The 14,293-nt window shown below is 66.3% G+C and carries 13 protein-coding genes; 7 read left to right on the forward strand and 6 right to left on the reverse strand.

Translation table 11 applies throughout. The features are described 5' to 3' along the window. Positions 1–27 precede the first annotated feature (27 nt). Positions 28–1,155 (reverse strand): NAD(P)-dependent alcohol dehydrogenase, encoded by a 1,128-nt coding sequence (locus tag ACZK4H_RS18565; RefSeq protein WP_099551144.1) that lies wholly within the window; start codon positions 1,153–1,155, stop codon positions 28–30. A gap of 17 nt (positions 1,156–1,172) precedes the next feature. Continuing rightward, positions 1,173–2,639: a benzaldehyde dehydrogenase gene (locus ACZK4H_RS18570; protein WP_099551143.1), complete on the reverse strand. Its 1,467-nt coding sequence runs from the start codon at positions 2,637–2,639 to the stop codon at positions 1,173–1,175. A 193-nt stretch (positions 2,640–2,832) separates the two neighbouring features. Between ACZK4H_RS18570 and ACZK4H_RS18575 the strand changes: the two genes are divergently transcribed. Both ACZK4H_RS18575 and ACZK4H_RS18580 read left to right on the forward strand, forming a co-directional pair. Then, on the forward strand, positions 2,833–3,399 hold the full coding sequence (locus ACZK4H_RS18575) for a DUF1415 domain-containing protein (RefSeq protein ID WP_049429265.1): 567 nt from the start codon (positions 2,833–2,835) through the stop codon (positions 3,397–3,399). Beyond that, positions 3,396–4,199, forward strand: coding sequence for an SDR family oxidoreductase (locus ACZK4H_RS18580; protein ID WP_099551142.1), 804 nt, complete (start codon positions 3,396–3,398; stop codon positions 4,197–4,199). Before ACZK4H_RS18575 ends, ACZK4H_RS18580 begins: the two co-directional genes overlap by 4 nt. A gap of 107 nt (positions 4,200–4,306) precedes the next feature. Here the strand turns inward: ACZK4H_RS18580 and ACZK4H_RS18585 are convergent, their stop codons facing one another. After that, the gene (locus ACZK4H_RS18585; protein ID WP_099551141.1) at positions 4,307–6,337 is read right to left on the reverse strand and encodes a M3 family metallopeptidase; all 2,031 of its coding nucleotides are present in this window, start codon (positions 6,335–6,337) and stop codon (positions 4,307–4,309) included. A 170-nt stretch (positions 6,338–6,507) separates the two neighbouring features. On the opposite strand from ACZK4H_RS18585, the gene ACZK4H_RS18590 reads away from it, so the two are divergent. Further along, positions 6,508–6,912 carry a hypothetical protein gene (locus tag ACZK4H_RS18590; protein WP_099551140.1) on the forward strand — a complete coding sequence of 135 codons (405 nt, stop codon included), beginning with the start codon at positions 6,508–6,510 and terminating at the stop codon, positions 6,910–6,912. Between the two features lie 76 nt (positions 6,913–6,988). Here the strand turns inward: ACZK4H_RS18590 and ACZK4H_RS18595 are convergent, their stop codons facing one another. Then, on the reverse strand, positions 6,989–8,101 hold the full coding sequence (locus ACZK4H_RS18595) for a PLP-dependent cysteine synthase family protein (RefSeq protein WP_099551139.1): 1,113 nt from the start codon (positions 8,099–8,101) through the stop codon (positions 6,989–6,991). A 125-nt stretch (positions 8,102–8,226) separates the two neighbouring features. On the opposite strand from ACZK4H_RS18595, the gene gloA reads away from it, so the two are divergent. Then, on the forward strand, positions 8,227–8,745 hold the full coding sequence (gene gloA, locus ACZK4H_RS18600; RefSeq protein ID WP_099551138.1) for a lactoylglutathione lyase: 519 nt from the start codon (positions 8,227–8,229) through the stop codon (positions 8,743–8,745). 92 nt (positions 8,746–8,837) lie between these two features. After that, the gene (locus ACZK4H_RS18605) at positions 8,838–9,266 is read left to right on the forward strand and encodes a VOC family protein (protein ID WP_099551137.1); all 429 of its coding nucleotides are present in this window, start codon (positions 8,838–8,840) and stop codon (positions 9,264–9,266) included. 67 nt (positions 9,267–9,333) lie between these two features. Here ACZK4H_RS18605 and ACZK4H_RS18610 read toward each other — a convergent pair whose 3' ends face one another. Together ACZK4H_RS18610 and glmS are read right to left on the reverse strand one after the other, a co-directional pair. After that, positions 9,334–9,765 (reverse strand): CBS domain-containing protein, encoded by a 432-nt coding sequence (locus ACZK4H_RS18610; RefSeq protein WP_099551136.1) that lies wholly within the window; start codon positions 9,763–9,765, stop codon positions 9,334–9,336. A gap of 447 nt (positions 9,766–10,212) precedes the next feature. After that, complete coding sequence (glmS, locus tag ACZK4H_RS18615; protein ID WP_099551135.1) at positions 10,213–12,051, reverse strand: glutamine--fructose-6-phosphate transaminase (isomerizing); 1,839 nt, start codon at positions 12,049–12,051, stop codon at positions 10,213–10,215. 203 nt (positions 12,052–12,254) lie between these two features. On the opposite strand from glmS, the gene ACZK4H_RS18620 reads away from it, so the two are divergent. Both ACZK4H_RS18620 and ACZK4H_RS18625 read left to right on the forward strand, forming a co-directional pair. Then, a complete protein-coding gene (locus ACZK4H_RS18620; protein WP_099551134.1) occupies positions 12,255–13,532 on the forward strand; it encodes an efflux RND transporter periplasmic adaptor subunit in 1,278 nt (425 codons plus the stop codon). Positions 13,533–13,567: 35 nt separating this feature from the next. Then, complete coding sequence (locus ACZK4H_RS18625; RefSeq protein WP_049429240.1) at positions 13,568–14,293, forward strand: ABC transporter ATP-binding protein; 726 nt, start codon at positions 13,568–13,570, stop codon at positions 14,291–14,293.

The raw sequence follows: 14,293 nt of genomic DNA on the forward strand, positions 1-14,293 counted from the left end.
CGCAGCCCTGCAAAACCCACCCTGCCGTTACGCCGCAATCCGCAGGATCGGCTTCAACGTAATCCCACGCGTGCTGTCCTCGGCCGCCTGGTTGATCTGCTCCAGCGGGTAGAACTTCACCAGCTTGTCGAACGGGAACCGTCCCTGCTGGAACAGCGTGACCAGCTGTGGAATGAACACCTGCGGCACGCTGTCACCTTCGACGATGCCGCGGATGCTGCGCCCGCCCAGCAGCAGGTTGTTCACATCGAAACTGGCGGTGGTGCCCAGCTTCGGTGCGCCCACCACGCCCATCATGCCCAGCCCGCCCAGCGCCTCGATGCCGGCCGACAGTACCTCCGGGCGACCGGTCGATTCCAGTGCGAAATCAGCACCACCGCCAGCGATCGCGCGCACGGCCTCGACCACATCGGTCTCGCGGCTGTTGACCACGTGGGTGGCGCCCAGTTCCAGCGCCAGCTCCAGACGTGAGGACACCACGTCAATGGCGATGATGGTGGTGGCGCCGGCCACCTTGGCCGCCATCACCGCGCTCAGGCCCACCGCACCGGCGCCGTAGCTGGCGAAGCTGCTGCCCGAACGCACCTGCAGCGAATTGAGGACCGCACCGGCACCGGTCTGGATGCCGCAGCCCAGCGGGCCCAGCAGTTCCAGCGGCGCATCATCGGGCACCTTGATCGCGTTGATCTCGCGCGCGATGGCGAAGGTGGCAAACGAAGACTGCGCGAAGAAATGGTCGTGCAGCGGCTGGCCGTGCGCATCGGTGATCGCGGTATGGCCGTGGCCATCATCGCCACCGAAGTTCAGCGCGAAGAAGTCCTTGCAGTAGGCACCATGACCGCCGCGGCACGGATTGCAGTGACCACAGGCGCCGTAGGTCAGCACCACATGGTCGCCCACCTTGAGGTCGCGCACGTTGGGGCCAACCGCTTCCACGATGCCGGCACCTTCGTGGCCGAGCACTGCAGGCAACGGCACCGGGTAGTACTGATCGCGCACGATCAGATCGGTGTGGCACAGGCCGGTCGCCACCACCTTCACCAGCACCTCGTCATCCTGCGGGCCGCGCAACCGCGCCTGCTCGATGACGAAGGGCTGCTCCTTGCCGCGCACCACGGCAGCGGTGATCTCACGGGTTGCGGTGTTGTCGTTCATCGTGATGGCTCCTTCGATCAGATCGGGTAAGCGGGCGCTTCGCCCTTGACGGTCAACCACTGCCACTGGGTGAACTCTTCGCCGTTGGCGGGGCCACCGATACTGGTGCCGTTGCCGGATGCACCGACGCCGCCGAAGGGATTGATCACTTCGTCGTTCACGGTCTGGTCGTTGATGTGCAGCAATCCGGTGCGCAGGCGCTCGCCCAGTTTCAGCGCGCGGCCGACGTTGCTGGAGACGATGGCCATCGACAGTCCATACTCGCTGTCGTTGGCCAGCTGCACTGCCTGGTCGTCATCGTCGAACGGCACGACCACCGCCACCGGCGCGAAGATCTCTTCGTTGAAGGCTGGATTGTCGGCAGAGACGTTGCCAAGCACGGTCGGCGCGAAGAACAGATCACGGTGCGTACCGCCTGCCTCCAGCGAGGCACCGGCCTGCACCGCCTGCTCGACCACGCGTGCGGCGTGGTCGCGCTGGCCAGCATTGATCAGCGGGCCGATGGCCACCTCTTCGCGTGCCGGATCTCCCACCTTCAGCGAATTGGCCTTGGCCACCAGCTTCTGCAGGAATGCATCATGGATCTTCCGATGCACCAGCACGCGGCCGGTCGCCATGCAGATCTGTCCCTGATGCAGATAGACGCCCCACGCGGTGTTGGCCACCGCCAGGTCGAGGTCGGCATCATCAAGGATGATCAGCGAATTCTTGCCACCCAGCTCCAGCGACACCTTTTTCAGGTGCTTGCCCGCCGCTTCGCCGACCTTGCGCCCGGCGGCGGTGGAACCGGTGAACTGGATCATCGCCACGTGCGGATCACTGGTCAGTGCGGCCCCGGCCGCGCCATCGCCGGGCAGCATGTGCAGCACCCCCGCCTGCAGGCCGGCCTGCTCGAACAGGCGTGCGATCACCGCGCCGCCACACACCGCCGTACGCGGGTCCGGCTTGAGGACCACGGCGTTGCCCAGCGCAATCGCCGGGGCCACCGCGCGCATCGCCAGGTAGAGCGGGAAATTGAACGGCGAGATGACCCCGACCACGCCCAGCGGGCGTCGGCGCGCCAGGTTCAGCTTGCCCGGTTCGGATGGCAGGATCTCACCCGTGCTGCGCGACGGCAGCGCCGCAGCTTCATGCAGTGCCTTGATGGTCACCTTGGCTTCGAAGCCGGCCTTCAGGCGGGTCGAACCGCTTTCGCGTACCAGCCACTCGATCAGGGTGTCGATGTTCTCTTCGGCCAGGCGCGCCGCCTTGCGCATAACCTCAGCGCGCTGCTCGTAAGGCGCTGACGCCCACGCCTGTTGCGCCTGTGCAGCGGCCGCCGCCGAGCGCGCCACCTGCACGGGGTCCGCCAGGCCGATTTCGCCGAGGGTGTTGCCGGTGGCCGGCTCGATCACCGGCTGCCGTTGCGCGGCCGCATGCCAGTGACCATCGAAGAAGGCGCCGGCCCAAAGGGCGTCCGGCAGCCACGGGGAAGATGCAGTCATGGGTGTCCTCCTGTGTCGTGCGTCCATTCCACGCCCGCCGTCCGCGGCAGGCAATCGGCCATCCAGCGGTCGCCCGCAAGGGCTTGAATCGGCGGGATTTTCCAGCATGGCGACTGTCCAGTTCCTGCACAGTGAACAGCGCGGCGGCGGCACACTGCCTACAATGTCCGCCCCGCCAGCCGACGTGCCCGCCATGACCGACACCCACCTGCCCACCGATGACCCGATCGCTGCCACCCGCCTGTGGCTGGAGCGCATCGTCATCGGCCTGAACCTGTGCCCGTTCGCCAAGGCGGTGTACGTGAAGGACCAGGTCCGTTTCGTGCTCAGCGATGCGACCACGCCGGAAGCGCTGGTTGAACAGCTGGCCGAGGAGCTGGTGCTGCTGCGCGATACGCCGGCCGAGCAGATCGATACCACGCTGATCGTGCATCCGCAGGTGCTGACCGACTTCCTCGACTACAACGACTTCCTCGACAACGCCGATGCAGCGATCGAGGCACTGGACCTGCAGGGCATCCTGCAGGTGGCCAGCTTCCATCCGGATTACCAGTTCGAGGGCGTGGCTGCCGACGACGCCAGCAACTACACCAACCGTGCGCCCTTCCCCACCCTGCACCTGCTGCGCGAGGACAGCGTGGCGCGCGCGGTGGACGTCTATCCGGACCCGGACGTGATCGTCGAGCGCAACATCCAGACCCTGGACCGCATCGGCGTGGACGGCTGGCATCGCCGCCTGCGTGGCGACGACCTGTCATGAGCCGCGTTCCGCCGATTGCCGCATGGCCGGCCGCGCCGCTGTCGGGCAAGGTGGTGCTGATCACTGGGGGGGCCAACGGCATCGGCCGCGGCATCGCCCAGGCCGTGCTCGGTGCCGGTGGCCACGTGCTGATCGGCGACCTGGACATGGAGGCCGGGCAGGCCTGCCTGGACGAATGGCAGCGCGGCGATGACGCTGCGTTCCAGCGCCTGGACATCACCGACGAAGCCAGCGTGCGCGCGTTCATCGCCGAGGCGCTGCGTCGCTTCGGCCACATCGACGGACTGGTCAACAATGCCGGCATCGCCGGGCCGCACGGCACGCGGCTGCAGGACATGGACTGGGACGAATGGCAACGCCGCCTGTCGTCGCTGCATGGCGCCTTCCTGTGCAGCAAGCACGCGCTGCCGGCGCTGTCGGCCAGCGCTGCCGGGGCGATCATCAACATCGCCTCGACCCGCGCCTGGCAATCCGAAGCACATAGCGAAGCCTATGCCGCGGCCAAGGGCGGGCTGGTGGCCTTCACCCATGCGCTGGCGATCAGCAGCGGCCCGGCGGTGCGGGTGAACAGCATCAGTCCCGGCTGGATCGGCACCATGGCCTGGCAGGCCCCTTCGCGCCGCCACGAGCCCAACTACTCGGCCACCGACCACGCCCAGCACCCGGTCGGCCGGGTCGGCCAGCCCGAGGACATCGGCGCGCTGGCGGTGTACCTGCTGTCGTCGCTGTCCGGCTTCAGCACCGGACAGGACTTCATCGTCGACGGTGGCATGACCCGGAAGATGATCTACGCCGAATAGAAAAAGGGGACGGAGGGGATTAAGTCGATTGTGCACAAACGACTTAATCCCCTCCGTCCCCTTTTTCTGCGAAGGTGCCAACCAAGGTTGGCACCCACCACAGCGGTTTACGCCATGCCCGAATGGCGCAGCAGCGCGTCGATCTGCGGTGCGCGGCCGCGGAAGGCCTTGAAGTTCTCCGCCGCCGGACGGCTGCCACCCCGCGACAGGATCTCATCGCGGAAGCGTGCACCGGTTTCCGCCAGCGCCTGCGGCGCCTCCTCGAACGCGGCGTAGGCATCGGCGCTGAGTACCTCGGCCCACTTGTAGCTGTAGTAACCAGCGGCGTAACCGCCCGCAAAGATGTGGCTGAACTGATGCGGGAAGCGGTTCCAGACCGGCGGATGATTCACCGCCACTTCCGCGCGCACACGGTCGAGCAGCGCCAGCACGCTGTCCTGCGCTGGTTCGAACTGGCTGTGCAGCAGCATGTCGAACAGGCCGAACTCCAACTGACGCACGGTGGCCATGCCGCTGTGGAAGTTGCGCGCTGCCAGCATGCGCTCGTACAGCGCGCGCGGCAGCGGTTCGCCGCTGTCCACGTGCGCGGTCATGCCCTGAAGGTGATCCCATTCCCAGCAGAAGTTCTCCATGAACTGACTGGGCAGTTCCACTGCATCCCATTCCACGCCATTGATGCCGGCTACGCCCAGTTCACCAATGCGGGTCAGCAGCTGGTGCAGGCCATGGCCCATTTCATGGAACAGGGTGGTCACTTCATTGTGGCTGAAGGTGGCCGGCTTGCCATTGGCACCGCGGCCGAAGTTGCACACCAGGTAGACCAGCGGCGTCTGCACGCTGCCATCGGCGCGCACGCGGCGGTTGCGGCAGTCATCCATCCACGCACCACCGCGCTTGCCCTCACGCGCATACAGATCCAGATAGAACTGGCCGACCAGCGCGCCCTGCGCATCGACCAGGCGGAAGAAGCGCACGTCGTCATGCCACACCGGCGCACTGTCCTCCTGCACACGCAGGCCGTACAGCTGCTCGATCACCGAGAACAGGCCGCCCAGTACCTTCGGTTCGGTGAAGTACTGCTTCACTTCCTGCTCGGAATAGCTGTAGCGCGCCTGCTTCAGGCGATCGGCGGCGAAGGCCAGGTCCCAGGCCTGCAACGGCTCGATGCCCAGCTGCTCGCGCGCGAACTGCTCCAGCTCGGCGCGGTCCTTGGCCGCGAACGGTTTGGCGCGCGCGGCCAGGTCACGCAGGAAGCCGAGTACTTCGGCCGGGTCCTGCGCCATCTTGGTCGCCACCGAATACTCGCCATACGAACCGAAGCCGAGCAGGTTGGCCAGCTCTGCGCGCAGGGCGAGGATGCGGTCGATATTGCCGCCGTTGTCCAGCGCATCGTCGCCGAATTCGGATGCGCGCTGCGCACTGGCGCGGTACAGGATCTCGCGAAGGTCACGGTCCTCGCCCCAGGTCTGCACCGGCAGGTAACACGGCATCTGCAGGGTCAGTTTCCAGCCTGTTTTCCCATCCTTTTCTGCCGCAGCGTGCGCGGCGGCCTTCACGTCATCGGGCAGGCCGGCCAGGCGCGCTTCGTCCTCGACGATCAGCGACCACGCATCGGTAGCGTCCAGCACGTTCTGCGAGAACTTCGCCGACAGCGCCGACAGTTCCTCCTTGATCGCGGCGAAGCGCTGCTGGGCCTCGGGCTCCAGTTCGGCGCCCCCCAGGCGGAAATCGCGCAGGGTGTTGTCCAGCACCTTGCGCTGGGCCTCATCGAAGGTCGCCGCCTCGAGGCTGCCGGCCAGGGCCTGGTACTGGCGATACAGCGCCAGGTTCTGGCCCAGTGCACTGGCAAAGCGGGTCACCCGCGGCAGGTTGCTGTTGTAGGCCTCGCGCAGTTCCGGCGTGTTGACCACGCCCTGCAGGTGGCCGACCAGGCCCCAGGCGCGCCACAGGCGCTCGGTGGCATCGTCCAGCGGGGCCACGAAGGTCTGCCAGGTGACCGGCTGCACCTGCTCGGCGGCGCTGACAGCGGCTTCCGCCTCGGCCAGCAGCACATCCAGCGCCGGCGCCACGTGCTCCGGGCGGATCGCCTCGAAACGCGGCAGGCCGGAAAAATCGAGCAGGGGGTTGGCAACGGTCACGGCAGGTCTCCAGGATACGGGCCCGGCAGGCGGGCAGCCCGTTAGATATGGCGCTGCCAGGCGAGGCTGACAAGGGGGCGCGGCCCGATATTCACGTCGGCCTTACGGTCACGGCTCGAAGCTCTGGCTGCGGGGGAGTCCGCAGCGGTACGTATCGAACGAGGCCCCACATGGAAGGTCTGGCTGCAATTGCATCCGCCTCACCGGCACGGTCGCTGGCGCTGTCCGCCAGTACGGCCGAACTGACCTGGATCGCCGCGCTGTGTGATGCCGGCGACGACGCCCCGCGCCACCTGCAGCAGTTGCAGACGGTGCTGCAGCAGGGTGGCACGTTCAGCGATGCCCAGGAGTGGTACCCGTTCGAAGTGATCGAACGCGGCGCCAGCCAGTTGCGGCTGGGCCATGAGCGCGAGTTCGTGATCTGCGTACTGCTGTGGCTGCAGGCGTTGGCCCAGGGCCGCGCCAGTACCCTCGATCCCGGCCTGCACCTGGATGACCGCGCGATGGACATCGAGGCGCTGCCCGATGCGCTGCGTGATGCGGTGCTGGATGCGTTCACCGCGGCGGGATACTGAGGTGACCGGTGACCGGTAGAGTCGACAGTTAGTTGTGTAAACCCAGCCGATGCACATCCGGCCGCGCGTTGCCGCGCTACAACGCTTCCAGGCTGCACCACGGCAACGCCGGCAGCCCCTGCCCGGCCACCGCCGCCGCCAGTTGCGCATCGGCGCCGTCGACATCGATGCCCTGGCGCGCGTACCACGACGGGTCGTAATAGCTCTGCGCGTAGCGCTCGCCGCTGTCGCACAGGATGCTGACGATGCTGCCCTGGTGGCCCGCCTCGCGCATCCACTGCGCGGCCTGCAGCACACCGATGAAGTTGGTGCCGGTGGAGCCACCAACGCGGCGCCCCAGCTGGCGGCTGACATGGCGCATCGCGGCCAGGCTCAGCGCATCGGGCACCTTCACCATCGCATCGACGCTGGTCGGGATGAAGCTCGGCTCGACCCGCGGCCGACCGATGCCTTCCACGCGTGAGCCACCGCTGCAGGTCAGGCCGCGCCAATCCTGCTCACCGGCCACGGCCGCTTTGTAGCCATCGAAGAACACCGACACTTCCGGGTCCGCGCACAGGATACGGGTGTCATGCCGGCGGTAGCTGACATAGCGGCCCAGCGTGGCGGCGGTACCGCCGGTGCCAGGGCTGCACACGATCCATTCCGGAACCGGGCTGGGCTCCTCGGCCATCTGCTTGAAGATGGATTCGGCGATGTTGTTGTTGGCACGCCAGTCGGTGGCGCGCTCCGCATAGGTGAACTGGTCCATGAAGTGGCCGCCTGTTTCACGGGCCAGCTTTTCCGAATCACAGTTGAGGTCGCAGGCACGCTCGACCAGATGGCAACGGCCACCGTGGAATTCGATCGCCGCGATCTTCTCCGGCGAGGTCGTGGCCGGGATCACCGCAATGAACGGCAGGCCGAGCAGCCGCGCGAAATAGGCTTCGGAGACAGCGGTCGAGCCGCTGGATGCTTCGATCACCGGGCGCCCTTCGCGCAACCAGCCATTGGTCAACGCATACAGGAACAGCGAGCGCGCCAGCCGGTGCTTCAGGCTGCCGGTAGGATGGCTCGATTCATCCTTCAGGTACAGGTCGATGCCCTCGAACCCTGGCAGCGTCAACGGGATCAGGTGGGTATCGGCGGAACGGTTGAAATCGGCTTCGATCTTGCGGATGGCGGCGGCCACCCATTCACGCTGCGACATGGCGGGCAATCGTTGTCAGGACGGAACGGTGCGATCCGGCCATTGTACGTCGCAGTGCCGTCAGGTGCTGGCCGCTAGAATGGCACCATCCGGCCGGCAACGGCCCTGTCTGAAGGACCTCCCCCATGACCATTCCCGCCCTGCGCGATGTTCCCGGCGTCGCCGCCCAGGCCCCGGCCGACACCACCGGCTTCGTGTTCAACCACACCATGCTGCGGGTGAAGGACATCACCGCCTCGCTGGACTTCTACACCCGCGTGCTCGGCTACCAACTGATCGACAAGCGCGACTTCCCGGAGGCCCAGTTCAGCCTGTACTTCCTGGCCTACGTGCCGGCCGGCGCGCTGGTACCGGAAGACGACAGCCAGCGCCGCCTGTGGATGGCCGGCCTGCCGGGCGTGCTGGAACTGACCCACAACCACGGCACCGAGAACCAGCACGGCGCGGTCTACCACGATGGCAACAGCGACCCGCGCGGCTTCGGCCACATCTGCGTGTCGGTGCCGGACATCGAGGCCGCCTGCCAGCGCTTCGAGGATCTCGGCGTGACCTTCCAGAAGCGCCTGACCGACGGCCGCATGAAGAACCTGGCCTTCATCAAGGACCCGGACGGCTACTGGGTCGAGATCATCGCCAACGCCTGACCCGAAAAGGGGACGGAGGGGATTAAGTCGTTTCTGGCACTATTGGCTGGAAGCGACTTAATCCCCTCCGTCCCCTTTTTTGCGAGGTTCGTATGGAAACGATGGAACTGCACCGCGGCCGCTTGATCGACCATCTGCAGCTGGTGGTGCGTGACCTGGCCGCCAGCCGCCGCTTCTACCAGGCGGTGTTCGACACCATCGGCGTGCCGCTGGGCGGCGAAGGGCCGGACTTCTTCTGGGCCGACGAACTGTTCATTTCCAGCGCCAGCAGCCAGGCTGCCGCCGGCCAGCTGACCGGCCGCCATCACCTGGCCTTCCAGGCCCGCGACAGCGCCACCGTCGATGCCTTCCACACTGCAGCCATCGCCGCCGGCGGCACCGACAACGGCGCGCCCGGCGAACGCCCCTACCACCCGGGCTACTACGGCGCGTTCGTGCTCGATCCCGATGGCAACAACATTGAAGTGGTCTACCACGGCCCGGCCAACTACAGCGCCGACTCGGTGAAGGTCACTTTCTGATTTCACCGATACCGTGAACGAAGAAGCCGGGCAATGCCCGGCCTCTCTGCTTCCGATGGTGCGGCCCTCAGTGGGCGGCCATGTAGATGTCCTGCAGCACGGCCTTTTCCAGCTCCAGCTCACCCAGCAGGTTCTTCACGATGTCGCCCAGGCTGAGGATGCCGACCAGGCGGGTGCCGTCGGTGACCATCAGATGACGGCGCCGCGAGTACGTCATCAACGACATGGCCTGCTTCAGGGTGGCCTCCGGGGCGATGCCTTCCAGGCCGGTGGACGGCAGGCTGGAAATCACCCGGCGGCCGGCCTGCGGGCCGTCGTCGGCCAGGGTACGCACGATGTCCTTTTCGGAAATGATGCCGACCGGGGCATCGTCCTTCATCACCACCAGCGCAGCGATCTTGTTCGCGCTCATCTTGTGGGCGGCGGCACCGATGGTGTCTTCGGCGTCGATGGTGATGACAGCTTCTTTCTTGGATTGCAGGAGTTCGCGGACGTTCATTCTTGTTTCCTGGTGCAGGTCACTGAAGTCAAAAAAGTGTGCTCTTCCGATACGCCCCCTCCCCGGGAACAGACCTTTCAGCGCACGTCTGGCGCACACGCCGGCCTTGGGAGATGGATCGGCAGGCATCGTGCTGCAACGCGAACGAGGTGGGTTCAACCGCTCACCCTGGACCTCGGTCAACTTGATTCTACGACTGCGACCATCAGTCACTACCGGCATCGATGGGACAGTTCGTCGTGGGAACCAACCGACGATCCAGAGAATGGCACCGCGGCTGAAACCGCCGCTGAATACACGCGATGCCGCGTGTTAAAGATTGATTGATCGCTGCCGACGGCGGACAGAACACCCTGTGGCTGTCCCACTTGCCGCTGCCAGCGGCACAAACGAAAGGGGGCCACAGGGGCCCCCTTCGCTTGCAGCATTCAACCCGGCCGGTGGGCCTTACTCCACCGTTACGCTCTTGGCCAGGTTGCGCGGCTTGTCCACGTCGGTGCCACGTGCCAGCGCGGTGTGGTACGCCAGCAACTGCACCGGAATGGTGTGCACGATCGGGCTGAGTACGCCGGCATGGCGCGGCGTACGAATCACGTGCACGCCTTCGGACTCGTTGAAGTTGCTGTCCTGGTCGGCGAACACGAACAGTTCACCGCCACGCGCACGTACTTCCTGCATGTTCGACTTCACCTTTTCCAGCAGGCTGTCGTTCGGCGCGATCACCACCACCGGCATGTCCTCGTCCACCAGCGCCAGCGGGCCATGCTTCAGCTCGCCCGCCGGGTAGGCCTCGGCGTGGATGTAGGAGATTTCCTTGAGCTTGAGCGCGCCTTCCAGCGCGATCGGGTAGTGCAGGCCGCGGCCCAGGAACAGCGCGCTGCTCTTGCGCGCGAACCGCTCGGCCCAGGCAGCGATCTGCGGTTCCATGTTCAGCGCATGCTGCACGCTGCCCGGCAGGAAGCGCAGCTGCTCCAGGTAGTCCGCTTCCTGTGCCGCGTCGATGCGGCCATGCAGCTTGCCCAGCACCACGGTCAGCTGGAACAGCGCCGCCAGCTGGGTGGTGAACGCCTTGGTCGAAGCGACGCCGATCTCGGCACCGGCACGGGTGTAGCAGACCAGTTCGCTGGCGCGCGGGATCGCGCTTTCCGGCACGTTGCAGATCGACAGCGTGTGCTTGTGGCCCAGCGACTTGGCGTACTTCAGCGCTTCCATCGTATCCAGCGTTTCGCCGGACTGGGAAATGGTCACGATCAGGTGCTTCGGATTCGCGTAGGCAGCGCGGTAACGGTACTCGCTGGCGATCTCCACGCTGCACGGCAGGCCGGCGATGGCCTCGACCCAGTAGCGTGCAGTCAGGCCGGCGTAGTAGCTGGTACCGCAGGCGATGATCTGCACGCCCTCGATGCCCGACAACACGGCTTCGGCGTTCTTGCCGAACAGCTCGGCCGGGAAACCACCGGCATCGATCGCCGCCTCGATGGTGTCGCCCAGGGCGCGCGGCTGCTCGTGGATTTCCTTCTGCATGAAGTGGCGGTACGGGCCCAGCTCCAGCGATGCCAGCGATACATCCGACAGATGCACGTCGCGCTCGACCGGCTGGTCATGCTCGTCGAAGATGCGCACGCCATCGCGGCGGATTTCGGCGGTGTCGCCCTCTTCCAGGAAGATCACCTTGCGGGTGGCCGAGATCACCGCCGAGACATCCGAAGCGACGAAGTTCTCGCCTTCGCCCAGGCCGATCAGCAGCGGGCAGCCCATGCGCGCGCAGACGAAGCGCTCCGGCTCGGCACGGCTGACCACGGCCAGCGCGTAGGCGCCGGTCAGTTCCTTCACCGTGTGCTGCAGCGCCACCAGCAGGTCGTCGCCATCCTTCAGGTGGTGGTGGATCAGGTGTGCGATGACTTCGGTATCGGTCTGCGATTCGAAGGTGTAGCCCAGCGCGCGCAGCTTCTCGCGCTGCTCTTCGTGGTTCTCGATGATGCCGTTGTGCACCAGCGCCACGCCCTGGCTGATGTGCGGATGCGCATTGGCCTCGGTGACACCCCCGTGGGTGGCCCAGCGGGTATGGCCGATGCCCAGCACCGCGTTGAAGCCCTCGGCCTCGGCCGCCGTGGCCATTTCCGACACTCGGCCGGTACGACGCACGCGACGCACCTCCGACCGCTCGGCATGGTCGATCACCGCGATACCCGAGGAATCGTAACCACGGTACTCAAGGCGCTTCAGACCCTCGATCAGCACCGGCACTACGTCGCGATCAGCGATCGCACCCACGATTCCACACATGTCACGCGTTTCCTTGAAGACGATCGTCGCATTCTAGCCTGCGTGTCCGGCTTCCCCCTCCTGTCCGCTTAATGAAAGTGTCCGGAAAGGTGTCCGCGGACACCCGGACACTTCAGACGCCCGCCCAACTCATTGATGGAAAAGGAAATAAAGTTGGCACGCTACATGCTTGGTACTGGCTACCACCGTCAGGCACGCACCCGATGATCCGCGACACTTCCGCCCAGGACCAGATCGTTTCCTCCGCCCCGGCCAGCGCCCCGCGCGCCAACTGGCTCCGTTACCGTTGGCCGGCGCTGGGCACGATCGCCCTGCTCGCCGGCATCGGCTGGGCCGTGCACGCCTGGTCCAACGCCAGCCGCTCCTTCGACAGCAGCCGCGTGCGCATCGCCGAAGTGAAGCGTGGCGATCTGGTCCGTGACATCGCCGCCGATGGCCGTGTGATCGCCGCCAACAGCCCGATCCTGTATGCCATCTCCGCGGGCACCGTGGACCTGAAGGTGGTCGCCGGCGATGTGGTGAAGAAGGGGCAGGAGCTGGCGATCATCGACAGCCCCGAACTGCGCAGCAAGCTGGCCCAGGAACAGGCCACCCTGGCCGGCCTGGAAGCCGAGGCCAGCCGTGCCGCGCTGGACGCCACCCTGGCCCGCGCCAAGTCGCGCAAGGAAACCGACCAGGCCACCATCGAACGGCAGGCCGCCGATCGCGACCTGCAGCGCTACCAGCGCGGCTACGACGGCGGTGCGGTGCCGCAGATCGACCTGGCCAAGGCCAAGGACTCGCTGAAGAAGGCCGACATCACCCTGGCCAACGCCACCACCGATGCGCGCCTGCAGAGCCAGGGCGCCGACCTGGATGCCCGCAACAAGCGCCTGCTGGCCGATCGCCAGAAGGCGGTGGTGGCCGAAGTGCAGCGCCAGGTCGATGCGCTGACGCTGCGTGCCCCGTTCGATGGCCAGGTCGGCCAGGTACAGGCGGTGCAGTCCACCAACCTGGCCGCCAACGCCCCGGTGCTGGGCGTGGTCGACCTGTCCAAGTTCGAAGTCGAGATCAAGGTGCCGGAGAGCTTCGCCCGCGACCTGGCGATCGGCATGCCGGCACAGCTGACCGGTGGCAACGGCCAGCCGTTCCCGGGTGAGATCAGCGCGGTGTCGCCGGAAGTGGTCAACGGCGAGGTCAATGCCCGCGTGCGCTTTGCCAGCGCGCAGCCGGAAGGCCTGCGCCAGAGCCAGCGGATGTCGGTGCGCGTGCTGCTCGATACCCGCAGGAACGTGCTGAAGGTCGAGCGCGGCCCGTTCGTCGAACAGGGCAACGGCATGGCCTACGTGATGGATGGCCGCACCGCCGTGCGCCGTCCAGTGGAACTGGGCGTCAGCAGCCTGGGCGAAGTGGAAATCAAATCGGGTGTGCAACCGGGCGACCGCATCGTGGTCTCCGGCAGCGACCTGTTCAAGGACGCCGAACGCGTCTCCGTCAACTGATACCTGATACCTGAATCCTGGAGAGAGGACACCCCATGTACATGCTCGAAATGCGTTCGGTCGCCAAGGTCTTCCGCACCGAACAGGTGGAAACCCACGCACTGCGCTCGCTGGAACTGCAGGTCAAGGAAGGCGAGTTCGTCGCCGTCACCGGCCCGTCCGGTTCCGGCAAGACCACCTTCCTCAACATCGCTGGCCTGCTGGAAACCTTCACCAGCGGCACCTACATGCTGGACGGCCAGGACGTGAGCACGCTGGGCGATGATGCGCGCAGCCGCCTGCGCAACCAGAAGATCGGCTTCATCTTCCAGGGCTTCAACCTGATCCCGGACCTCAACCTGTTCGACAACGTCGACGTGCCGCTGCGCTATCGCAAGATGAGCGCCAACGAGCGCCGCGAGCGCATCGAGAAGGCGCTGACCCAGGTCGGCCTGGGCTCGCGCATGAAGCACTACCCGAATGAACTCTCTGGCGGCCAGCAGCAGCGCGCGGCGATTGCACGCGCCCTGGCCGGCAGCCCGCGCCTGCTGCTGGCCGACGAACCGACCGGCAACCTGGATACGCAGATGGCCCGTGGCGTGATGGAACTGCTGGAAGAGATCAATGCCGCCGGCACCACCATCGTGATGGTCACCCACGACCCGGAACTGGCCGCGCGCGCGCAGCGCAACGTGCACATCGTCGACGGCCAGGTGACCGACCTGGTGCGTGAGCCGGTGCTGGCCACGCCGGTGCGCCACATCGTCGCCGTCAACGAGTGA

This window comes from Stenotrophomonas sp. 78350_Sma (assembly GCF_056482105.1).